At 71.9% G+C, this 19,823-nt stretch carries 19 protein-coding genes and 1 other RNA gene; 9 read left to right on the top strand and 11 right to left on the bottom strand.

From position 1 onward, the window contains the following. Nucleotides 1-7: 7 nt before the first annotated feature. The 3 genes from yidC to rpmH all read right to left on the bottom strand — a co-directional run bounded on the left by yidC (nucleotide 8) and on the right by rpmH (nucleotide 2,619). Nucleotides 8-1,843, bottom strand: a complete 1,836-nt coding sequence (gene yidC / locus miv_RS16555) for a membrane protein insertase YidC (RefSeq protein ID WP_207177849.1) — start codon at nucleotides 1,841-1,843, stop codon at nucleotides 8-10. A gap of 116 nt (nucleotides 1,844-1,959) precedes the next feature. Further along, nucleotides 1,960-2,454: a ribonuclease P protein component gene (locus tag miv_RS16550; protein WP_058618158.1), complete on the bottom strand. Its 495-nt coding sequence runs from the start codon at nucleotides 2,452-2,454 to the stop codon at nucleotides 1,960-1,962. A 30-nt stretch (nucleotides 2,455-2,484) separates the two neighbouring features. Then, nucleotides 2,485-2,619, bottom strand: a complete 135-nt coding sequence (gene rpmH, locus miv_RS16545; protein ID WP_010300405.1) for a 50S ribosomal protein L34 — start codon at nucleotides 2,617-2,619, stop codon at nucleotides 2,485-2,487. 214 nt (nucleotides 2,620-2,833) lie between these two features. Here rpmH and miv_RS16540 point away from each other — a divergent pair, with 214 nt between their 5' ends. Next, nucleotides 2,834-3,025: a DUF1192 domain-containing protein gene (locus tag miv_RS16540; RefSeq protein WP_058618157.1), complete on the top strand. Its 192-nt coding sequence runs from the start codon at nucleotides 2,834-2,836 to the stop codon at nucleotides 3,023-3,025. Between the two features lie 724 nt (nucleotides 3,026-3,749). Further along, nucleotides 3,750-4,274, top strand: coding sequence for a protease adaptor protein RcdA (gene rcdA / locus miv_RS16535; protein WP_048428927.1), 525 nt, complete (start codon nucleotides 3,750-3,752; stop codon nucleotides 4,272-4,274). 203 nt (nucleotides 4,275-4,477) lie between these two features. On the opposite strand, the gene rpmE is transcribed toward rcdA, so the two are convergent. After that, nucleotides 4,478-4,714: a 50S ribosomal protein L31 gene (gene rpmE, locus miv_RS16530; RefSeq protein ID WP_048464135.1), complete on the bottom strand. Its 237-nt coding sequence runs from the start codon at nucleotides 4,712-4,714 to the stop codon at nucleotides 4,478-4,480. A 227-nt stretch (nucleotides 4,715-4,941) separates the two neighbouring features. Between rpmE and miv_RS16525 the strand changes: the two genes are divergently transcribed. Continuing rightward, on the top strand, nucleotides 4,942-6,774 hold the full coding sequence (locus tag miv_RS16525; protein ID WP_058618156.1) for an ABC transporter transmembrane domain-containing protein: 1,833 nt from the start codon (nucleotides 4,942-4,944) through the stop codon (nucleotides 6,772-6,774). A 230-nt stretch (nucleotides 6,775-7,004) separates the two neighbouring features. Here the strand turns inward: miv_RS16525 and miv_RS16520 are convergent, their stop codons facing one another. The 5 genes from miv_RS16520 to ssrS form a co-directional block, all read right to left on the bottom strand. Further along, complete coding sequence (locus miv_RS16520) at nucleotides 7,005-8,018, bottom strand: peptidoglycan -binding protein (RefSeq protein ID WP_048428925.1); 1,014 nt, start codon at nucleotides 8,016-8,018, stop codon at nucleotides 7,005-7,007. Between the two features lie 19 nt (nucleotides 8,019-8,037). Continuing rightward, entirely contained in the window at nucleotides 8,038-9,090 is a 1,053-nt protein-coding gene (locus miv_RS16515; protein WP_207177847.1) for a MotA/TolQ/ExbB proton channel family protein, read from the bottom strand. 177 nt (nucleotides 9,091-9,267) lie between these two features. Further along, entirely contained in the window at nucleotides 9,268-10,089 is an 822-nt protein-coding gene (locus tag miv_RS16510) for a TIGR00282 family metallophosphoesterase (protein WP_048428923.1), read from the bottom strand. Between the two features lie 8 nt (nucleotides 10,090-10,097). Then, on the bottom strand, nucleotides 10,098-10,685 hold the full coding sequence (locus tag miv_RS16505) for a 5-formyltetrahydrofolate cyclo-ligase (protein ID WP_207177846.1): 588 nt from the start codon (nucleotides 10,683-10,685) through the stop codon (nucleotides 10,098-10,100). A gap of 10 nt (nucleotides 10,686-10,695) precedes the next feature. Then, nucleotides 10,696-10,853, bottom strand: a non-coding RNA gene (gene ssrS, locus miv_RS16500) — 6S RNA. 141 nt (nucleotides 10,854-10,994) lie between these two features. Here ssrS and miv_RS16495 point away from each other — a divergent pair. Then, nucleotides 10,995-11,414 (top strand): MAPEG family protein, encoded by a 420-nt coding sequence (locus miv_RS16495; protein WP_207177845.1) that lies wholly within the window; start codon nucleotides 10,995-10,997, stop codon nucleotides 11,412-11,414. A 71-nt stretch (nucleotides 11,415-11,485) separates the two neighbouring features. On the opposite strand, the gene miv_RS16490 is transcribed toward miv_RS16495, so the two are convergent. Further along, nucleotides 11,486-11,674 carry a hypothetical protein gene (locus miv_RS16490; RefSeq protein WP_048428920.1) on the bottom strand — a complete coding sequence of 63 codons (189 nt, stop codon included), beginning with the start codon at nucleotides 11,672-11,674 and terminating at the stop codon, nucleotides 11,486-11,488. A 111-nt stretch (nucleotides 11,675-11,785) separates the two neighbouring features. On the opposite strand from miv_RS16490, the gene miv_RS16485 reads away from it, so the two are divergent. The 3 genes from miv_RS16485 (at nucleotide 11,786) to miv_RS16475 (ending at nucleotide 15,418) form a co-directional block, all read left to right on the top strand. Beyond that, nucleotides 11,786-13,072, top strand: coding sequence for an RsmB/NOP family class I SAM-dependent RNA methyltransferase (locus miv_RS16485; RefSeq protein WP_207177844.1), 1,287 nt, complete (start codon nucleotides 11,786-11,788; stop codon nucleotides 13,070-13,072). Between the two features lie 254 nt (nucleotides 13,073-13,326). Then, complete coding sequence (locus miv_RS16480; RefSeq protein WP_058618151.1) at nucleotides 13,327-14,379, top strand: alpha/beta hydrolase; 1,053 nt, start codon at nucleotides 13,327-13,329, stop codon at nucleotides 14,377-14,379. Nucleotides 14,380-14,485: 106 nt separating this feature from the next. Then, on the top strand, nucleotides 14,486-15,418 hold the full coding sequence (locus miv_RS16475) for an alpha/beta fold hydrolase (RefSeq protein ID WP_207177843.1): 933 nt from the start codon (nucleotides 14,486-14,488) through the stop codon (nucleotides 15,416-15,418). A 78-nt stretch (nucleotides 15,419-15,496) separates the two neighbouring features. Here miv_RS16475 and miv_RS16470 read toward each other — a convergent pair whose 3' ends face one another. Continuing rightward, nucleotides 15,497-15,733 (bottom strand): hypothetical protein, encoded by a 237-nt coding sequence (locus miv_RS16470; RefSeq protein WP_048428916.1) that lies wholly within the window; start codon nucleotides 15,731-15,733, stop codon nucleotides 15,497-15,499. Between the two features lie 141 nt (nucleotides 15,734-15,874). Between miv_RS16470 and guaA the strand changes: the two genes are divergently transcribed. Together guaA and miv_RS16460 are read left to right on the top strand one after the other, a co-directional pair. Then, nucleotides 15,875-17,431 carry a glutamine-hydrolyzing GMP synthase gene (guaA, locus tag miv_RS16465; protein ID WP_048428915.1) on the top strand — a complete coding sequence of 519 codons (1,557 nt, stop codon included), beginning with the start codon at nucleotides 15,875-15,877 and terminating at the stop codon, nucleotides 17,429-17,431. Nucleotides 17,432-17,751: 320 nt separating this feature from the next. Then, nucleotides 17,752-19,821, top strand: coding sequence for a putative bifunctional diguanylate cyclase/phosphodiesterase (locus miv_RS16460; protein ID WP_207177842.1), 2,070 nt, complete (start codon nucleotides 17,752-17,754; stop codon nucleotides 19,819-19,821). The last annotated feature ends 2 nt before the right edge of the window (nucleotides 19,822-19,823 follow it).

Raw genomic sequence — 19,823 nt, 5'->3', positions numbered from 1 at the left:
TGGACCTTCAGCCCTTGGCCTTCGCGGCCTTCGGGCGTGAGAATGTCGAGCGCAGGTTGTCCCACAACTCCACCTTCACCCCGTTGCGCCGCATGATCACGTATTGCTGGATCACCGACAGGGTGTTGTTCCAGGCCCAGTAGATCACCAGGCCGGCGGGGAACGAGCCGAGCATGAAGGTGAAGATGATCGGCATGAAGGTGAAGACCTGGGCCTGGACCGGGTCCGGCGGCGCGGGGTTCATCTTCATCTGAACGAACATCGTCACGCCCATGATGAGCGGCCAGATGCCGAGGTGGAGGAAGTCCGGCGGCGTGTAGGGCAGGAGGCCGAACAGGTTGAACAGCGAGGTCGGGTCCGGCGCCGCGAGGTCGCGGATCCAGCCGAAGAACGGCGCGTGCCGCATCTCGATGGTGACGAACAGCACCTTGTAGAGCGAGAAGAAGACCGGGATCTGCACCAGCACCGGCCAGCAGCCGGCGACCGGGTTGATCTTCTCCTTCTTGTACAGCTCCATCATCGCCTGCTGCTGCTTCACCTTGTCGTCGCCGTAGCGCTCGCGGATCGCCGTCATCTCCGGCTGGACGGCCTTCATCTTGGCCATCGAGACGTAGGAGCGGTTGGCGATCGGCAGGAACAGCAGCTTCAGCAGGAAGGTGACGATCAGGATCGAGACGCCGAAGTTGCCGAAGAGCCGGTAGAAGAAGTCCAGCGCCTTGAACATCGGCTTGGTGATGAAATAGAACCAGCCCCAGTCGATGAGCAGATCGAAGCGCTTGATACCAAGCGACTTCTCGTAGCCGTCGATGGTGCCGACCTCCTTGGCGCCGGCGAAGAGGCGCTGCTCCGACGACACGGTGGCGCCGGGGGCGAGCTGCTTGGCCTCGCCGAGGCTGCTCGCCTGGTAGACCTTGGTCGCGCCCTCGTCGCGCTCGGTGAACGAGCCGGTATAGGGCGTCTTCTGGTCGGGAATCGCGGTGGCGGCCCAGTACTTGTCGGTGATGCCGAGGAAACCGCCGGTCACGCCGGTCCAGGACAGGCCGCGGGTGCCCGGGGTGCCGAGGGGGTTCTCCTTGCCGAGCTTGTCGTAGGTGTATTCCTGCAGGCCCTTGTCGCCGAGCACGCCGATCATGCCCTCGTGGAGCACGTAGTAGCCCTGCGTGTGCGGCTTGCCCCAGCGCGAGACGAGGCCGTAGGGCAGGAGGCTGACGGCGTTGGCGCCCTTGTTCTCGACCGTGTCGGCGATCGTGAACATGAACTTGTCGTCGACCGAGATGGTGCGGCGGAAGGTCAGGCCGGCGCCGTTGTCCCAGGTCAGCACCAGGGGCTTCTCGGGCGTGAGCACGTCGCCCTCGGCGGTCCAGAGCGTGTCGCCGCCCGGCAGCGCACCGGCATTCTGTCCCACCCAGCCGAACTCGGCGTAGTACGGGTTGGCCGAGCCGGTCGGCGAGAGCAGCTCGATGCGCGGCGACGAGTTGTCGACGGTCTCGTGGTAGTTCTTCAGCAGCACGTCGTCGATGCGGCCGCCCTTGAGCGCCACCGAGCCGGCGAGCGCCGGGGTGTCGATGCGCACCCGCGGCGAGCGGGCCAGCGCCTCGGCGCGGTTGGCCGCGAGCGCCGGGCTGCCGCCGGGCGCGCCCGGCAGGGTGCCGGGCAGCGGGCTGGCGGGACCGCCCTCGCGCGGGCTCGCCGCCGGGCCGTCCTTCGCCGCCTGCGCCTGCTTGGCGGCCTGCTCCTGCCGCTGGCGCTCCACCTGCGGCGCGCTGACGAAGTAGTTCCAGCCGAGGAGCACTGCCAGCGACAGCACCACGGCGATGATCATGTTCGTCTTGTCGTTACTCATGGACCCGCGACGCCTGCCGCCAAAAGAGCGGGGCCGACGGACGGGCCAAGGCGGCCCGCGCGCATCCGGCCCTCACGACCAACACGACGAGGCGATTCCGGCTTCCCGGGACCGCCTCACGAATTCCGTTTCGGGGGCGCGCCCTGCGGCGCGGCTTCGGTCCCGCCCGGGCCCCGCGTCCCGCCGCGGCCCCGCCCCCCGCTGCGCGCGGGGCGACCGGTGTCCTTCGAGGGATCCCGCGGCGCTTTCGGCTTCGTCACCACGCCGAGGGCCTGCCGGACGTCGTCGACCAGCTGGGCGAAGGACGCCGAGAGGGCGTCGCGCCGGCCGATCAGCACGACGTCGGCGGGCTTGTCCCGCTGCGCCGGCCCGGCCTGCGTCGCCGCGATCTGCGCCGCGACCTTGAGCCGGCGGCGGATGCGGTTGCGCTCGGTGGCGTGGCCCTCGCGCTTCGTCACGGTGAAGCCCACGCGCAGGCCGCCCGGCGGTCCATCGTCCCGCAGGCGGCCCTGCGCCGTCAGGCGCTCGGTATGGAAACGGCGGCCCTTGGCCGCCGCCAGATAGTCCGGGCGCCGGGTGATCCGGCCGACCGGCGGTTCACCGCCGGGCATCGCGGCGCGCTCGGGCACCGCGGGCTGCCCTTACGCCGACAGGCGCTTGCGGCCGCGGGCGCGGCGGGCGGCGATGACCTTGCGGCCGCCGACGGTGGCCATGCGGGCACGGAAGCCGTGGCGGCGCTTGCGCACGAGCTTGGACGGTTGATAGGTTCTCTTCACGGCATGTCTCCGAAGGCCGGGGCCGGCCGCGCCTGTGGCGCTGCCGAGGCCCTCGTGGTCCAGAATGTCTCGACGAAAGCGAACCGCGCCCGAATGGGGCGCGGTCACGTCGCGCCGGTGTATGGCGGAATGGCCCCTGGGAGTCAATCGCGTTAAGGATCCGCCCGGGGCCCGGCAAGGACCGCTGGACCATCGTTTTTCAAGGGAGACGCCGATGTTCGACGAGGCCGAGCGCGGGACGCGGCCGCGCAACGTGCACGAGATCGGCCAGGACCTCTCGGTCCTGTCTGTCTCCGACCTCGACGAGCGGATCGAGGCCCTGCGCCGGGAGATCGCCCGGCTCGAGGAGGACCGCCGCCGCAAGCTTGCCTCGCAGGAAGCGGCGCGTGCGGCATTCAAGTTCTGAGGCCGTCCCGGTCCCGAAGCGGGACGTGTCCGGGCGCGGCCGTTCCGGATCGGGACGGCGGGGCAGGATCGGAGAGGCCCGGCGCCGTTCGCATTCGTCGGCGCGCGCGGCCGGGGCACTCATGATGCGCGGTCCACGCTCCAACTCGATCGAACGGGGCTTTCGTCCCTGAGATGCCGCCGTGGCCGCAGGCTGGCCGGCGAAGGGGAACGGTGTGGGATCCCCTCCCTCACCGCCCGTAGGGAGAGGGGAACCCGCGTCTTTCCTTTCACGGGCCGCCTTGCCTCTCCGGGGGAGGGGAGGTGCCCGATCTCGAATTCGTCGGTTCGTCCGGTCCGATTCCTTGCCGTCGCCCCGCCATCCCCTTGCCGCCCCGCCGCTTCCCCGGCGAATGACCGACAGCGTTAACCATTTTTTAAGCCTTCCGGGCGATAACCAAGCCGGTCCAGCTTTCTGGATGTCGAGTGGTTTTTCTGTCCACTCTGTTTGATGCCTCCCTGTACGACTCTTTCGCCGCCCCACCGGGGCGGCTTTCTTTTTTCCGCTCCGATTTCTCCACAGCTCCGGGATCGTCCGTCCCCCGGCCGCGTTGACGTTAAGGTTAACTTTTCGTTGACGGCGCGCCGCTCGCCCGATGGCGCTATCGTTGCGCCAGTCAGCCCGAGCGCACCGTGAATGTCCCGTATCGAGGCGGGACCGGCGTCGCGGTGGCACAGGAGGGATCATGGGCGTGATGGACGTGATGTTTCGGGACGAGCAGCCCACCGTGCGGTTCGGCGAGACCTTCGTGGCCTCCGAGAGCTTCAAGCTGCTGTTCCGCGAGGGCATGACCCTCGTCGAGGAGACTGCGGCCTATCTCGACGGGCCCGGCCGGGACGAATCGCGCCTGCTCGCCCGCCACGCCGCCCTGACCTATGCCAGCGAGAGCATGCGGCTCACCACCCGGCTGATGCAGATCGCGTCCTGGCTCCTGGTGCAGCGCGCGGTCTCCGAGGGCGAGCTGAGCCTGAGCGAGGCCGCCGAGGAGAAGACCCGGGTCCGCCTCACCACCGCGGAGACGAACGAGGCCGCCCCGGTCCTCGTCGCCGAGCTGCCGCTGTCGCTCCAGGCCCTGATCGGCCAGTCGAAGCGGTTGCATGCCCGTATCCTGCACCTCGACCGGCTGATCTCCGACGACCGTCCGACCCCCGAGCCGCGGGTGAGCCCGGTCTTCGCCCAGCACGACATGCTGCGCGTCGCCTTCGGCTGACACCGGCTCCGCACCTGACAGATCGCATCGCCGGCCCGACCCGACGGGGCAGGCCGGTGGTGCGAGTCGCGTCGGGCGGGGAGGGTGGGTCCGCGCGCCCGGCGGCGGTCGCGCAGGAGTGCCAGGCACGAAAAAAGCCCCGGCCATGAGGCCGGGGCTTTTTTCGCGCGAAGCAGCGGCCCTGAGGCGTACTTCCTGGGGGCTTACTTCTTGCCGAACGAGATGCCGGCGAAGCGCGAGTTGAAGCGCGAGAGGCGGCCGCCGCGATCCATGAGCTTCTGCTCGCCGCCGGTCCAGGCCGGGTGCGTGCTCGGATCGATGTCGAGGTTCAGGGTGTCGCCCTCCTTGCCGTAGGTGGAGCGGGTCATGAACGAGCTGCCGTCGGTCAGCACCACCTTGATGAAGTGGTAGTCCGGGTGCTCGGTCGCCGTGCGGGCCACCTTGGGGCTCGCGACCGACTTGCCGGCGGGGACCGCCTGCTTGGCGGCGGGGGCTGCTTGCTTTGCCATGACGAATTCCTAAAGAGTGCGACCCGCGCCGAACGCTCCGCTTCGGGCCGCGGCCATTGATCGCGCGTAATCGGATGAGCGGCGGCCTATACCTCACCTCCGTGCGCCAAACAAGCGCCGGCACCCGGACAGCACGACACCCGCACATGGCACGCTAGATGGCACGATCCCCTGCACGACCCGAGACGGCCCGTCCCCGCGCCGCCCTGGGGGCGTTGAAGCCCCTCTTTCCCTTCGCGGCGCGCTACAAGGGCCGGATCGCCGCGGCGATCGTCGCGCTCGTGGCCGCCTCCGGCGCGACCCTGGTGGTGCCGATCGCGGTGCGGCGGGTGGTCGATCTCGGCTTCGTGCACCATGCGCCGGGCGTGGGCGAGGTCGGGATGATCGACGCCTATTTCGGCGGGCTGATCGGCGTGGTGGCGGTGCTCGCGGTGGCGAGCGCGGCCCGCTACTACTGCGTCGTCACGCTGGGCGAGCGGGTGGTGGCGGATCTGCGCGCCGCGGTGTTCGCGCGCCTCACCACCCTCGATCCCGCCTTCTTCGATCGGGCGCGCAGCGGCGAGCTGGTGTCGCGCCTCACCGCGGATGCCGCGCAGGTGAAATCGGTCTTCGGCGTCTCGCTCTCGATCCTCCTGCGCAACCTCTTCCTGTTCGCCGGCGCGATCGGCATGATGGTGTGGACGAGCCCGCGGCTCTCGGTGCTGGTGCTCGCCGCGATCCCGCTGATCGTCTTCCCGCTGATCCTCTCGGGCCGCGGCGTGCGGCGGCGCTCGCGGGCCGCGCAGGACCGGCTCGCCGACGCCTCGGCCTTCGCCACCGAGGCGGTGGGCGCGGTGCGCACCATGCAGGCCTTCGGCATGGCGTCGGCCACCGCGCGGCGCTTCGCCGCCGCCTCCGAGGAGGCGTTCCTGGCCTCCCGCGCCTCCGCGCGGGCGCGGGCGCTGCTCACCGGCGTCGCCATCTTCCTGATCTCGGCCAGCGTCGTCGGGGTGCTGTGGTACGGCGCGCAAGGGGTCGCCGCCGGCACGCTCTCGGCCGGCCAGCTGTCGCAGTTCGTGCTCTACGCGGTGTTCGGCGCCAGTGCGCTCGGCCAGCTCTCCGAGGTCTACGGCGAATTGACCCTCGCGGCCGGCGCCGCCGAGCGCCTCGCCGAGATCCTCGACACCGTGCCGGCGATCGGCGCTCCCGACCGGCCTCGCGCCCTGCCGGCCCCGCCGCGTGGCGAGATCGCCTTCGAGCGGGTGCGCTTCCATTATCCGACCCGGCCCGAGCTGCCGGCCCTGCACGACCTCAGCTTCACGGTGGCGCCGGGCGAGCGCGTCGCCCTCGTCGGCCCCTCGGGCGCGGGCAAGAGCACGGTGCTGCAGCTGCTGCTGCGCTTCTACGACCCGGAATCCGGCACCGTGCGGGTGGACGGCGTGCCGGCCGACGCGGCCGAGCCCGAGGCCCTGCGTGCCCGCATGGCCCTGGTGCCGCAGGACCCGACCGTGTTCAGCGGCAGCATCCTCGACAACATCCGGTACGGCCGGCCCGAGGCCAGCGAGGCCGAGGTCGAGCACGCCGCCGCGCAGGCCCATGCCGACGGCTTCATCCGCGCCCTGCCGCAGGGCTACGCCACCCTCGTGGGCGAGCGCGGCGTCACGCTGTCGGGCGGCCAGCGCCAGCGCATCGCGATCGCGCGGGCGATCCTCAAGGACGCCCCGATCCTGCTCCTCGACGAGGCGACCTCCGCGCTCGACGCCGAGAGCGAGCGGGCGGTGCAGGCCGCCCTCGACGTGCTGATGAAGGACCGGACGACGCTGGTCATCGCCCACCGCCTCGCCACCATCCGGGCCGCCGACCGCATTCTGGTGATGGAGGACGGCCGCATCGCCGAGCAGGGTACCCACGACGCGCTGCTGTCTCGCGGCGGGCTCTACGCCCAGCTGGCGGCGCTGCAATTTGGGGCCGGGGCGGACCTGTCCGGGGAGCGGCAGGTCGCGGAGGTGTAGACCCGCGCAAGGGAGGAATCGCGCGCTCTTCCCACGAACGGCATGACCCCCCCCCGCGACAGTCCGGGTCCGCCCGAGCGGAACCCGGAATGTCGCGGAGGGGGAAGGAATGAAGCGCGATGCGTTCCGCTCTCTTCCGAGCGTCCTGCGCTTCCGGATCCCGGGCTCCACCCTTGCGGCCCCGGGATGACCTGGAGCGTGGCAGGAGCGCTCGGTGGGGATTTGAAACCTCAGCGCTCCGTCAGCTTCATCTCGATCCGGCGGTTGCGCGCATAGGCCTCCTCGCTCGTCCCGGATTCGAGAGGCTGGAACTCGCCGAAGGCGCCGGCGAGCAGCCGCTGGGGCGGGATGCCCTTGCCCACGAGGTACTGCACCACCGCGATGGCGCGGGCGGCCGACAACGCCCAGTTCGACGGGAATTGCGGGGAGTTGATCGGTCGCGCGTCGGTGTGCCCGTCGACCCGCAGCACCCACGGGATGTCGGCCGGGATCTGGCGGTTGAGTTCCAGGATGGCGCTGGCGATCCGGTCGATCTCCGGGCCGGCCTCGGGCTTCAGCACCGCCTGGCCGGCGGAGAACAGCACCTCGGATTGCAGCACGAAGCGGTCGCCGACGATGCGGATGTCGGGGCGGTTGCCGAGGATCTGGCGCAGGCGCCCGAAGAAGTCGGAGCGGTAGCGCGCCAGTTCCTGCACCCGCTGCGCCAGCGCCACGTTGAGGCGGCTGCCGAGGTCGGCGATGCGGGCCTGGCTCTCGCGGTCGCGGGTCTCGGAGGCGGCGAGCGCGTCCTCGAGGGCGGCGAGCTGCTGGCGCATCGCCGAGATCTGCTGGGTGAGAAGGTCGACCTGGCTCAGCGCCCGGGCGCTGGTGCCCTTCTCGGCGTCGAGCTGACGGCCGAGCTCCGCCGCCTTGCCCTCGGCGCCCTGGCCGCTGGCCAGCAGCCCCTGGAGGCGCTTCCTCTCGGCTTCCGATCCCGACAGGTTCGCCCGCAGGGAGGCCGCGCTCTCCTCCAGCGCCCGCTTACCCGAGCGCTCCAGCGCCAGGAGGTCGGTGAGTTCCGAGATCTGGCGGTTCAACCGCTCCAGCACCGTGTCGCGGCCCGACAATTCCTGCGACAGGAAGAACTGGCCGGTGACGAAGATGGTCAGCAGGAAGACGACCGAGAGCAGCAGCGTCGTCAGGGCGTCGACGTAGCCGGGCCAGACGTTGAGGGCGCGGTCGCGCCGGACGAGGCGGCCGGCCATCAGGCGGGGTCTCCTGCGCTCACTCCACCTTCTCCCGGGCGAGACGGTCGAGCACCTGCTTCAGCTCGCGCTCGCGGTTGGCCTGGGCCTCGACCCAGTCGCGGATCATCTGCTGCTCGGCCCGCATGTGCTGGACGAGGCCCTGGATGCCCTCGGCGAGGTTGGCCATCGCCTGGGTGCTCGCCCGGCTGTGGGCGGTGCCGTCGCCGACCAGCGTGCCGAGCCGCGTCATCGCGTCGGCGACCTCCTTCAGCGCGGTCTCGCTCCTCTGGTCGCGGGGCGCGGGCTCGGGCGGGCGCGGGGCGGTGCCGGCGAGGGCGGCCGCTGCCGCCGGTACCGTCACGGGGACCGGCACCGGCGCGGGCGCCGGCCCGGCGGCGGTGACGAGCCAGTCCTCCAGCTCGTTGTAGAACCGGGTATGGGCCTGGCCCGCCTGAAGGTCGAGGAAGCCAATCACCAGCGAGCCGGCAAGGCCGAACAGCGAGGCCGAGAAGGCGAGGCCGATCCCCGACAGCGGTACCGCGAGCCCGCTCTTGAGCTCGTCGAACATCACCGCGGCGTCGCCCCCGCCCGCCCGCATCGAGCGAATCACGCCGCCCACTGCCGAAAGGGTGTCGATCAAACCCCAGAAGGTGCCGAGCAGGCCGAGCAGGATCAGGAGCCCGCCGACGTAGCGCAGGATCTCGCGCCCCTCGTCGAGGCGCGAGGCCACCGTGTCGAGGAGCGGCTGGAACTGTCCTTGCGGGTGGGGCCGTCCGTCCCTCGCCTCCCGCAGGGCCGGCGCCAGGGCGGCGAGCACCCGGGGGGTGCCGGGATCGGGCGCGCCCGTCGCGGTGCGGTTGGCGAAGCGCACCTCTCGGAAGAGCCGCTGCACCTGCCCGAAGGCCATCACGATGGCGATCAGCGTCGCGCCGAGGATCAGGCCGTTGAGCCCCGGATTGGCCATGAAGGCCGGTACGATCTGGCGGTACAGCACGAAGGCCAGGAACCCGGCCAGGACCAGGAAGACCACCATGCGGATGAGATAGATCCGCGGCGAGGTCAGGGGAGGGGACGCAGCGCTCGCCGCCATCGCGGGCCGTACTCACTGTGGCGGACGGGGCCCGATCGCGCCGCGCCCGGGATGCCGGGTCGCCGCCGACCTCGAGGATTCCCTCAAGGCAGCGGCGCCGTCACTGTGCCGGGTGCCGCCGGGGCGATCAAGCCGGCGCCAGACTTGTCCTGCCCCGGTCGCATCGTCCGAAAGTGCTTAGTCCCAGTGCCGCGGCCAGGTTTCCTCGAGATGCGGCCCGAGGCGCACCGGGCTCACCCGCCGGGCAAGACCGGTGGCATCGTCGGTCTCGACCGCGATGCCGCAGAGCGTGCCCTCGCCGGTCGCGGCTTCGAGCCGGCTGCCGGGGGTCTTCTGCAGGAAGCGGCGCACCGGCTCGTCCTTCTGCATGCCGAGCACCGAATCGTAGTCGCCGCACATGCCGACATCCGACATGTAGGCGGTGCCGCCCGGCAGGATGCGGTGGTCGGCGGTCGGGACATGGGTGTGGGTGCCGACGACCAGGCTCGCCCGCCCATCGAGGAACCAGCCGAAGGCTTCCTTCTCGCTCGTCGCCTCGGCATGGACGTCGACGATCACCGCGTCGGCGGCGTCGCGCAGCGGGCAGGCCGACAATTCGCGCTCGGCCGCCGCGAAGGGATCGTCGAGGGGGTCGAGGAAGATCCGCCCCATCACGTTGACGACGAGGACCCGGGCACCGCTCTGCGTCTCGACCACCGTGGCGCCGCGGCCGGGCGTGCCGGGCGGGTAGTTGGCCGGGCGCACCAGCCGCGGCTGGCGGGCGATGAACACCATCGCCTCGCGCTGATCGAAGGAATGGTTGCCGAGCGTCACCGCGTCCGCCCCGGCATTGATCAGTTCGTCGCAGATGCTCTCGGTGATGCCGAAGCCGCCGGCGGCGTTCTCGCCGTTGATCACCACGCAATCGAGGCGCCAGCGCTCGCGCAGGGCCGGCAGACGCTCGCTCACCGCGAGCCGGCCGGGCCGGCCGACGACGTCGCCGAGGAAGAGAAGGCGCATGGCGGTGTTCAGTCTCCGGTGGGGTGGATCAGGCCCGCCTCGGTGACGATGCCGTCGAGGGCCCGGTCGTACGGGCCGTCCGGTACGACGGGGATCTCCTGGGCCGAGAAGGCGATGCCGATGGCGAGCGCGCGCTCTCGCGCGTCGAGGCGGGCGAGCGCCCGGTCGTAATAGCCCTTGCCGTACCCGATGCGGTGGCCGCGCCGGTCGAAGGCGGCGAGCGGCACCAGCAGCGCGCGGGGATCGACCGCCGGCGCGTCCGGCCCGGGCTCGCTCAGGCCGAAGCCGCCGTGGCTCAGCGCGTCGCCCTCGGCCGCGAGACGGAACACCAGGCCGTCGGGCGTCACCTGCGGCAGCGCCACCGCCTGGCCGCGGGACCGCAGAGCCGCGATCAGCGGCCGCACGTCGACCTCGCTGCGGATCGGCCAGTAGGCCGACACCACATCGGCGCGGGCGATTCCCGGGAGGGAGAGGACGATCTCGGCGATGCGACGGGAGGCGGCGTTTCGCGCCTCGACCGTCAGCCCGTCCCGCCGCGCCAAGGCCGCCTTTCGCAAGGTCGCCTTCGAGGAATCGGGGGAAGCGTCGATCGTCATCAGTATCCAGCGCGGGGCCACGAGAGCCGTTGGAGAATCGATCCCGGGAAACCTACGAAGTAGGTGGGCGCCGTTATGCCCCGGTCCACGGACCAGGGCAGTGACAGCTCCCGAGGGAGTCGATAAGGCCCCGGGGAATGTGTCTCCTGACGAGAGCCGCAGCCCCGCCGACCTCATGTAGCGCCGCGACGCCCGTTGCGAAAGGGGGCGGTCCGGGGGATTTGGAGGCAGGCGCGGGCGTGGAACCTCCCCGGAGCCGCCCGCCCGTCCACCATCTCCGCCACGGATCGCGCTACGGATCGCACCACCATGAGCATCAAGGCCCTCCTCGCCCCCGTCTTCGTCCAGGTCCTGCTGACCTTCGTCCTCCTGTTCTGGACCGGGCGGGTGCGCTTCGCGGCGGCGCGGGCGGGGGCCGTACAGGTGAAGGACGTCTCGCTCGGCGAGCGGACCTGGCCGGCGCCGGTGCAGCAGGTCTCGAACGCCTTCGCCAACCAGTTCGAGCTGCCGGTTCTGTTCTACGTCGTCGTCGGGCTCGCGCTGGCGACCCGGCAGGCCGACACGCTGTTTATCGGCCTCGCCTGGCTGTTCGTGCTGACCCGGATCGTGCATGCGGGCATCTACGCCACCAGCAACGTGGTGATCCGGCGGTTTCAGGCCTTCCTCGCCGGGGCGCTCGTGCTGCTGGCGATGTGGTTCGTCCTCGCCGTCAAGATCCTGCTCGCCTGACGGCCCGGAAACGGGCGGCGGGGCGATGCGCCTCCTCGCCTTGGCGGCGCGAGGAGGCTAAGGGGGCGGCTTCAGTAGCGCGGGGCCCGCGGCGGCGGGTTGCCGTATTCGAGCTGCGTCTTGGCATCGTAGGGCCGGGGCGGCGGCGGGGTCAGGTCGACGGCCGGCGCCGCCGGGGCGGTGGCGCAGGCGCCGGCCGACAGCGCGATCAACGCGGCCAGACTCACGGCGAGGGCGGACGGAATGGGACGACGGATCATGCGGGCGATACTCAGGTCTCCGGGAACGAACGGCCAAGGTGTCGGGACCGTCCGGGCCGAAAGCTTGGCCGTGTTGCGCCGGTCCCGCGGCACGACCGTGGCGGTTTCGCGATGACCCCCGGCGCCCGCCTCTCCGCCGCCATCGAGGTTCTGGCCGACATCGCCGCGCGTCGCCGCCCGGTCGCCGACGCCCTCAAGGATTGGGGCCTCGCCCACCGCTTCGCCGGCTCCGGCGACCGCGCCACCATCGCCACCCTGGTCTACGACGCCCTGCGCCGCCGCGCCTCCGCGGCCTGGATCATGGGCGAGGACTCTCCCCGCGCCGTGCTGATCGGCTCGCTGCGGCTGCAGCGCGGCCTTGCCGCCCAGACCATCGCCGACCTCTTCACCGGCGAGCGCTTCGCCCCCGCCCCGCTGACCGAGGCCGAGCGGCACCGGCTCGAGACCGGCACCCTGGCGGAGGCGCCGGTCCACGTCGCCGGCGACGTGCCGGAATGGATCGTGCCGTCGCTGGCGGCGGCCTTGGGCGACGACCTCCTGCCCGAGTTGCGGGCGCTCGCCCGCCGGGCGCCCCTCGACATCCGGGTCAACACCCTGAAGGCGAACCGGGACACGACCCGGGAGGCGCTCGCCCATCTCGACGCGGAGCCGACGCCGCTGGCGCCCGACGGCTTGCGGGTGCCGCTCGGCGAGGACGGGCGCGGCCCGGCTTTGCATGTCGAGCCGGAATTCCTCGACGGCTGGTTCGAGATCCAGGACGAGGGCTCGCAGCTCGCCGCGCGGCTCTCGGGCGCGAGGCCCGGCATGACGGTGATCGATCTCTGCGCCGGCGGCGGCGGCAAGACCCTGGCCCTCGCCGCCCTGATGAGGAACGAGGGAAGGCTGATCGCCACCGACGGCGATCCGCGCCGCCTCGCGCCGATCCACGAGCGCCTGCGCCGGGCGGGGGCGACGGCGGAGATCCGCACGCCGCGCGGCGGCAAGGGCCGTCCCGACGTGATGGCCGACCTCGACGGCACCGCCGACCTCGTCCTCGTCGACGCGCCCTGCACCGGCGCGGGCACCTGGCGGCGCAACCCGGACGCGAAGTGGCGCCTGCGCCCCGGCAGCCTCGCGACCCGGGTCGCCGAGCAGGAGGCGGTGCTCGACCGCGCCGCACGCCTGGTCCGCCCGGGCGGACGGATCGTCTACGTCACCTGCTCGCTCCTGCCGGAGGAGAACGACGCGGCGGTGGCCGGGCTGGCGGCGCGGCGCGACGACGTCGCCCTCCGCCCTCTCGACCTGCCGCCGGACCTCGCCGAGCGGGTGCGCCGCACCGCCCACGGCATCCAGATGAGTCCGGAGCGGACCGGCACCGACGGCTTCTATGTCGCCGTCCTGGAGCGCGGGCCCGGCTAAGCAGATTTCGCCGAAGTGGTTACCGGTTCGGCGCCGAAAATCTGCGGCAAAACAAGAATCTAAGCGGGCGAAGCGTTGGCCTGCCAACGCAAGTCCGCTTGGTTCCGACGATCCCGCTCGGGACTCTCCGTCCCGGCCGGTATTTTTCTGCCGTGCATCCGCGGCAGCTTGGCGTATGCCAAGTGGACGAGGGGTCATCCCGGCCGGCACGCCTTCCCGCGTCGTCGGGTCTTCGAGAGTGTCGGACGGTCGGCATGCTGCTGCATCGCAGGACGTTGCTCACGGGAGCGGCCGCCCTCGCCGTCGCGCCGGAGGCCGTGGCGCAAGGAATCGGGGCAGCGGGGACCGCCGCTCCGGGGGGCATCGCCCAGCCCGCTGCCCCGCCGGCCGGTGGGGCGGGCCTCGTCGGGCATGACGCGCCGCCGCAGGCCGCGCCGGGCTCCGCCCTCGAGGTGCTGCGCCTCTGGCCCGGCACGCCGCCGGGGGGAGGGGGGCCGAACCCCGAGGGCCCGCGCTTCGACGAGAGCCGCGAGGGCGTGGTCACCGGCGTCGCCGAGCCCTGCCTGCTGGTGATGCGCCCGGCCAAGCCCACCGGCAGCGCGATGGTGATCGCCGCCGGCGGCGGCTACCGCCGCATCGATCTCGGCCACGAGGCGGTGCCGGTCGGTCTCTGGCTCAACGGCCTCGGCGTCACCGCCTTCGCGCTGGTCTACCGCCTCCCCGGCGAGGGCTGGGCCGCCGGTGCCGACGCGCCGATCCAGGACGCCCTGCGGGCGGTGCGGCTCGCCCGTGCCCGGGCCCGGCGCTACGGCTACGAGCCGAACCGGATCGGGGTGATGGGTTTCTCCGCCGGCGGCCACCTGATGGGCTCGGCCAGCACCCGCTTCGCCTCGCCGCTCTATCGGCCGGTGGACGAGGACGACGCGCTCTCGGCCCGGCCCGACGTCGCGGCACTGATCTACCCGGTCATCACCCTCAAGCCCCCCTTCGACCGCACGTCGAGCCGTCGCGTCCTCGTCGGCGACAGCCCGACCCGCGTCGCCACCGACGCCTATTCGGTCGAGACCCACGTCCCGCCCGAATCACCCCCGACCTTCCTCGCCCAGGCCGCCGACGACCCGATCGCGGTCGTCGACAATTCCCTGCTGATGTTCTCCGCGCTCAGGGCCGTCGAGGTGCCGGTGGAGATGCACCTGTTCGAGCGCGGCGGCCACGGCTTCAATCTCGGCGTACCGGGTTCGCCGGCCGCCGCCTGGCCCGGCCTGTTCGCCACCTGGGCACGGCGGCGGGGATTCATCCGGGCGTGAGAAACCGAGTTTTCGAACTCGGGCACTCCATCGGGTGTATCCTCACCATACCGTCGACTCCAATCCCAATTGACACGGCGTCCGGCCCCGCCGCATCATCCGGCGCGTGAGCGAACTTCCCCCCGACCCGAACCTGTCCGCCCCCCTCGGCCACCTGGAGGGCGATGCCCCGCCGGCCCCCGACTGGTTCCGGGACGCGGTCGCGGTCGCGCCGGAGGTCGGGCGCGTCACGGTCAAGGGGGCCGGCATCGAGACCTTCGCCTGGGGCGAGCGCGGCCGTCCGGGGCTGCTGCTGCTCCACGGCAACGGGGCGCATGCGGGCTGGTGGCGCTTCATCGCGCCGTTCCTCGCAGGCCACTATCGCGTCGCGGCCCCGTCCTGGTCGGGCATGGGCGGATCGGACTGGCGCGAGACCTACGACCTCGACACCTTCGCCGACGAGATCGAGGCCGTAGCGACGGAGGCCGGCCTGTTCGCGGCGGGCCCGCCGGTGATGGTCGGCCATTCCTTCGGCTGCTTCCCGATGCTGACCGAGGCGGGGCGCGAGGCCGGCCGCTGGCGCGGGGCGGTGATCGTCGATCCGCCGATCTTTTCCCCCGAGCGCCGCACCGGGCGCCGGCGCGAGGACGGGCGCTTCGCGCCGCACCGGATCTACCCGACCCTGGAGGCGGCGCTCGCCCGGTTCCGCTTCGCACCGATGCAGCCCTGCGAGACGCTCTACGTCGCCGATCTCATCGCGCGGGAATCGCTGAAGGAGGCCGCGGGCGGCTGGAGCTGGCGCTTCGACCCCTCGCTCTGGGCCCGCCTCGTCCTGCCCGATCGGGCCGCGATGGTGCGGGACGCCCGCTGCCCGCTCGCCCTCGTCACCGGCGACCGGTCGGACCTGATGCGGCCGGCGGACGCGGCCTATGTCCAGGGCCTGCTGCCGCCGGGCTCGCCCCGGATCGACCTGCCGGAGGCCTATCACCACGTCATGGTCGACCAGCCGCTCGCCTTCGTGGCCGCCCTGCGCGCCCTGCTGGCGGCTTGGCCGTCATGACAACTCGCCCCTCATGAAAAAAAGGGCGGCCCCGCCCGGGGCCGCCCTCTCGAATCTCGGTGCGGGACGCGGTGCGCGTCAGAAGCAGCGGCGCACCTTGCGCACCACCACCCGGCCGAAGGGCCCCCGGGTCCGGGTCACCTTGACCACGCAGCGGGGACCGCGACGGACCACCCGGCGGGTGACGTACTGCGCCTGATCGACCGAGGCCGCGGGCGCGACGGTGCCGCCGGGGACGACCGGCATGGCCGAGGCGGGCGCCAGGCTCAGGCCGGTGGCGAGGGTGGCGGCGATCCCGAGGACGATGGCTCGCATGGCGAGGCTCCTTGTCTGGTGGGTTGGGGGCGTCTCCCTCACCGTTAGCGCATGAACGTCCGGTTAATGCCGTGGACGCACCGTGGCCCCGCCATCGCGACGCGTTGCGTGCGGGGCGGCCCTCGTCTAACTCATCGTCCCATGACGACCGAGCACGACAAGATCCTCATCATCGACTTCGGCAGCCAGGTGACCCAGCTCATCGCCCGACGGGTGCGTGAGGAGGGCGTCTACTCCGAGATCGTCCCGTTCCAGGCGGCCGAGGCGGCCTTCGCGGCGATGAAGCCCAAGGCGGTGATCCTGTCGGGCGGACCGGAGTCGGTCACGGTCGAGTCCTCGCCGCGGGCGCCGCAAGGCGTGTTCGAGGCCGGCGTGCCGGTGCTCGGCATCTGCTACGGCGAGCAGACCATGGCGGCCCAGCTCGGTGGCGAGGTCGAGGGCGGGCACCACGCCGAGTTCGGCCGGGCCGAGGTCGAGATCATCGCCGACAGCGCGCTCTTCCGCGGCGTCTGGCATGTCGGCGAAAAATATCCCGTCTGGATGAGCCACGGCGACCGGGTGACGAAGCTGCCCGACGGCTTCACCACCGTGGCGATCTCGCCCAACGCTCCCTTCGCGGCAGTGGCCGACGAGGCCCGCCGATTCTACGCGGTGCAGTTCCACCCCGAGGTCGCCCACACCCCCCACGGCGCGCTCCTCATCCGCAACTTCGTGCGCGACATCGCCGGCTGCACCGGCGACTGGTCGATGGCCGCCTTCCGCGAGGAGGCGATCGAGCGGATCCGCGCCCAGGTCGGCGGCGCCAAGGTCCTGTGCGGCCTCTCGGGCGGCGTCGACTCGGCGGTGGCGGCGGTGCTGATCCACGAGGCGATCGGCGATCAGGTCACCTGCGTCTTCGTCGATCACGGCCTGCTGCGCCAGGGCGAGGCCGAGGAGGTGGTGCGCCTGTTCCGCGACCACTACAACATCCCGCTCGTCCACGTGGAGGCCTCCGACCTGTTCCTCGGCGAACTCGCCGGGGTCACGGATCCGGAGGTCAAGCGCAAGACGATCGGGCGCCTGTTCATCGACGTGTTCGAGGCGGAAGCGAAGAAGATCGGCGGGGCGGACTTCCTGGCGCAAGGCACGCTCTACCCGGACGTGATCGAGAGCGTGTCGTTCACCGGCGGCCCCTCGGTCACGATCAAGAGCCACCACAATGTCGGCGGCCTGCCCGCCCGCATGAACATGAAGCTCGTCGAGCCCCTGCGCGAGCTGTTCAAGGACGAGGTCCGGGTGCTCGGCCGCGAGCTCGGCCTGCCCGAGGCCTTCGTCGGCCGCCATCCCTTCCCCGGACCCGGCCTCGCCATCCGCTGCCCCGGCGAGATCACGGGCGAGAAGCTCGACGCGCTGCGCAAGGCCGACGCGATCTACCTCGAGGAGATCCGCAAGGCCGGGCTCTACGACACGATCTGGCAGGCCTTCGCGGTGATCCTGCCGGTCAAGACCGTCGGCGTGATGGGCGACGGGCGTACCTACGACCACGTCTGCGCCTTGCGCGCCGTCACCTCGGTCGACGGCATGACGGCGGATTTCTATCCCTTCGACATGGCGTTCCTGGGCCGCGTCGCGACCCGGATCATCAACGAGGTCAAGGGCATCAACCGGGTCACCTACGACATCACGTCGAAGCCCCCCGGCACGATCGAGTGGGAGTGATACGAAATCCGGAGCTGGCGCCCCGGTCTCGTATCAGGATCCCGCGCGGTGGAGCTGTCGCCCCTCTGCATCTGAGTGAAGCCGGTTTCCGCATCGCGACGCGAGCGATCGGAAGCCCTACGACCCAATGTCCGTGCCGATTCAAGCCGGACAGCCCGAGGTTCCGTCGCGGCGGCATGACCTTTCGTCCAGGCAGAACTTGCCGGGACCAGTAGGGTTAGGCCGATAAAGTGACTCAACGCTCGCGGATGAATCCCCTAATCTGTCGCATCGGTGTCGCGGGCAACGGAGCCCGGACCGGCGCGACGGAGCGTGCGACGATGTGGAGCGAGGCGAGCGCGGCGATGGCGGTCCAGACCGACGAGCCGATGACGGCCCCCGCCCTCCACGATGCCTATTGCACCCTCGTCTGGGGCGCGGCGGACCAGGCCCTGTGTCTCCTCGATACGGACGGGCGGGTCGCGGCCTGGAATCCCGGCGCCGAACGGCTCACCGGCTATCCGGCGGCGGAGGTCCTCGGCCGCGTCTTCGCGTATGGCGACGGGCCGGCCGGGGAGAGCGCCGCCACCCTCGCGACGGCCCGCGAGAGCGGGCGCTACGAGACCGAGGGCTGGTGGCCGCGGCGCGACGGCAGCCGGTTCCGGGCCCACACCGTCATCGTGGCGATCCGCGACGGAGCGCGCCTCTCCGGCTACGCGCAGCTCATCCGCGAGGTGCCGGCCCGCAGCGAGCGCAGCGGCGAGATCGAGGCGGTGGCCCTGATCCTCGACCTCGCCCTCTCGACCATGTCGCAGGGCCTGTGCCTGTTCGATGCCGACCGCAAGGTGCGCCTGCTCAACCAGCGCTTCCACGAGATGTTTCCCGCCCCCGGGCGGGATCTCGTCGGCGCCCCGATCGAGGCGATCTGGGCGCTCGCCTTCGGCGGGCCCGAGGCCGGCCTCTGGGAGGGCGCCGCCCTGCTCGCCGGGCACCGGGGCTCGTTCGGCAACGGCGAAACCGTCGTGATGGCGACCTCCGACGACCGGGCGATCGCGCTCGTAAGGCGGGAGGTTCCGGGCGGGGCGTTCGTCGTCACCTTCGAGGACGTGACGCGCCAGCGCCGGGCCGAGGAGGAGATCAGCCGGCTCGCCCACCACGACGCCCTGACCGGCCTGCCCAACCGGGCGATGCTGTGGCGGCGCCTGGCGGAGAGCGCCGCCGACGGCGCCCTGCCGGCGGGCACGGCGCTGCTCTTCCTCGACCTCGACGGCTTCAAGGCGGTCAACGACGAGCTCGGGCACCAGGCCGGCGACGCGCTCCTGCAGCAACTGGCCGACCGGCTGCGGGCGGCCCTTCCGGAGCCGGGCCTCGCCGCCCGGTTCGGCGGCGACGAGTTCGCGCTGCTCCTGCCCGGGGGGGCGGGCGAATTGGCGGTGCCGCTGGCCGAGCGGCTGCTGCTCGAGCTCGGCCGCCCCTACGACATCGAGGGCCAGCCGGCGCGTCAGGTCACGGCCAGCATCGGCATCGCGCTCGCCGATGCCGCGGCGACGCCGGACACGATGCTGCGCCAGGCCGATTGCGCGCTCTACGCCGCCAAGGGCGCCGGCAAGGCCGCCTGGCGCCTGTTCACCCGGCGGCTGGAAACCGAGCGCAGCGACGAGATGCGCCTCGAGCGGGACCTGAGGCAGGCGATCGCCGCGGGCCAGCTCGCCCTGGCCTACCAGCCGATCATCGAACTGGCGCAGGGCTCGGTGAATGCCCGCGAGGCGCTCCTGCGCTGGACGCACCCGGAGCGCGGCCCGGTCTCGCCCCGGCGCTTCATCCCGATCGCCGAGAAGTCGGACCTGATCCGCGAACTCGGCCTGTGGGTGCTCGACGAGGCCTGCCGCGCCGCCGCGGCCTGGCCCGACCAGGCGCGGATCTGCGTCAACGTCTCGGTGCATCAGCTCGGCGACGGCAGCCTGCCGCGGGCGGTGCAGGACGTCCTCGCCCGCACCGGCCTGACGCCCCGGCGTCTCGAGATCGAGATCACCGAGACGGTGCTGAGCACCACCGCCGGCGGCATCGTCGACGACCTCCAGCGCCTGCACGCCATGGGGGTCAGCATCTCGCTCGACGATTTCGGCGTCGGGTTCTCGTCGCTCGCCCGGGTCCGCGCCTTCCCGATCGACCGCATCAAGATCGACGGCTCGTTCGTGCGCGACGCCGTCGACCGGCCGGATTGCCGGGCGATCGTCGGCATCGTGGCGGAACTCGGCCGCCGGCTCGGCATCGAGACGGTGGCGGAGGGGGTCGAGACCCCGGCCCAGCTCGCGGTGGTGCGCGAGGAGGGGTTCACGGAGGCGCAAGGCTACCTGTTCGGCCGCGCCGTCCTGCCGGCAGCCCCGGCGGCGCGTCCCGCCGGAGCGTAAGG

Source organism: Methylobacterium indicum (assembly GCF_017347565.1).
Classification (GTDB): Bacteria; Pseudomonadota; Alphaproteobacteria; order Rhizobiales; family Beijerinckiaceae; genus Methylobacterium; species Methylobacterium indicum.
The sequence above is the reverse complement of the archived record's forward strand: the minus strand, read 5'-3'. Positions and strand labels throughout refer to the sequence as shown.

What these genes read in the sequence shown, in the direction of transcription:
- miv_RS16550 (WP_058618158.1), bottom strand. Translation starts at nt 2,454, where the DNA reads ATGCCCGGCGGTGAACCGCCGGTCGGCCGGATCACCCGGCGCCCGGAC.
- yidC (WP_207177849.1), bottom strand. Translation starts at nt 1,843, where the DNA reads ATGAGTAACGACAAGACGAACATGATCATCGCCGTGGTGCTGTCGCTG.
- miv_RS16520 (WP_048428925.1), bottom strand. Translation starts at nt 8,018, where the DNA reads ATGGCCGGCCGCCTCGTCCGGCGCGACCGCGCCCTCAACGTCTGGCCC.
- miv_RS16480 (WP_058618151.1), top strand. Translation starts at nt 13,327, where the DNA reads ATGCTGCTGCATCGCAGGACGTTGCTCACGGGAGCGGCCGCCCTCGCC.
- miv_RS16540 (WP_058618157.1), top strand. Translation starts at nt 2,834, where the DNA reads ATGTTCGACGAGGCCGAGCGCGGGACGCGGCCGCGCAACGTGCACGAG.
- miv_RS16515 (WP_207177847.1), bottom strand. Translation starts at nt 9,090, where the DNA reads ATGGCGGCGAGCGCTGCGTCCCCTCCCCTGACCTCGCCGCGGATCTAT.
- miv_RS16485 (WP_207177844.1), top strand. Translation starts at nt 11,786, where the DNA reads ATGACCCCCGGCGCCCGCCTCTCCGCCGCCATCGAGGTTCTGGCCGAC.
- guaA (WP_048428915.1), top strand. Translation starts at nt 15,875, where the DNA reads ATGACGACCGAGCACGACAAGATCCTCATCATCGACTTCGGCAGCCAG.
- miv_RS16510 (WP_048428923.1), bottom strand. Translation starts at nt 10,089, where the DNA reads ATGCGCCTTCTCTTCCTCGGCGACGTCGTCGGCCGGCCCGGCCGGCTC.
- miv_RS16525 (WP_058618156.1), top strand. Translation starts at nt 4,942, where the DNA reads ATGGCACGATCCCCTGCACGACCCGAGACGGCCCGTCCCCGCGCCGCC.
- miv_RS16460 (WP_207177842.1), top strand. Translation starts at nt 17,752, where the DNA reads ATGTGGAGCGAGGCGAGCGCGGCGATGGCGGTCCAGACCGACGAGCCG.
- miv_RS16490 (WP_048428920.1), bottom strand. Translation starts at nt 11,674, where the DNA reads ATGATCCGTCGTCCCATTCCGTCCGCCCTCGCCGTGAGTCTGGCCGCG.
- miv_RS16470 (WP_048428916.1), bottom strand. Translation starts at nt 15,733, where the DNA reads ATGCGAGCCATCGTCCTCGGGATCGCCGCCACCCTCGCCACCGGCCTG.
- miv_RS16495 (WP_207177845.1), top strand. Translation starts at nt 10,995, where the DNA reads ATGAGCATCAAGGCCCTCCTCGCCCCCGTCTTCGTCCAGGTCCTGCTG.
- miv_RS16505 (WP_207177846.1), bottom strand. Translation starts at nt 10,685, where the DNA reads ATGACGATCGACGCTTCCCCCGATTCCTCGAAGGCGACCTTGCGAAAG.
- rcdA (WP_048428927.1), top strand. Translation starts at nt 3,750, where the DNA reads ATGGGCGTGATGGACGTGATGTTTCGGGACGAGCAGCCCACCGTGCGG.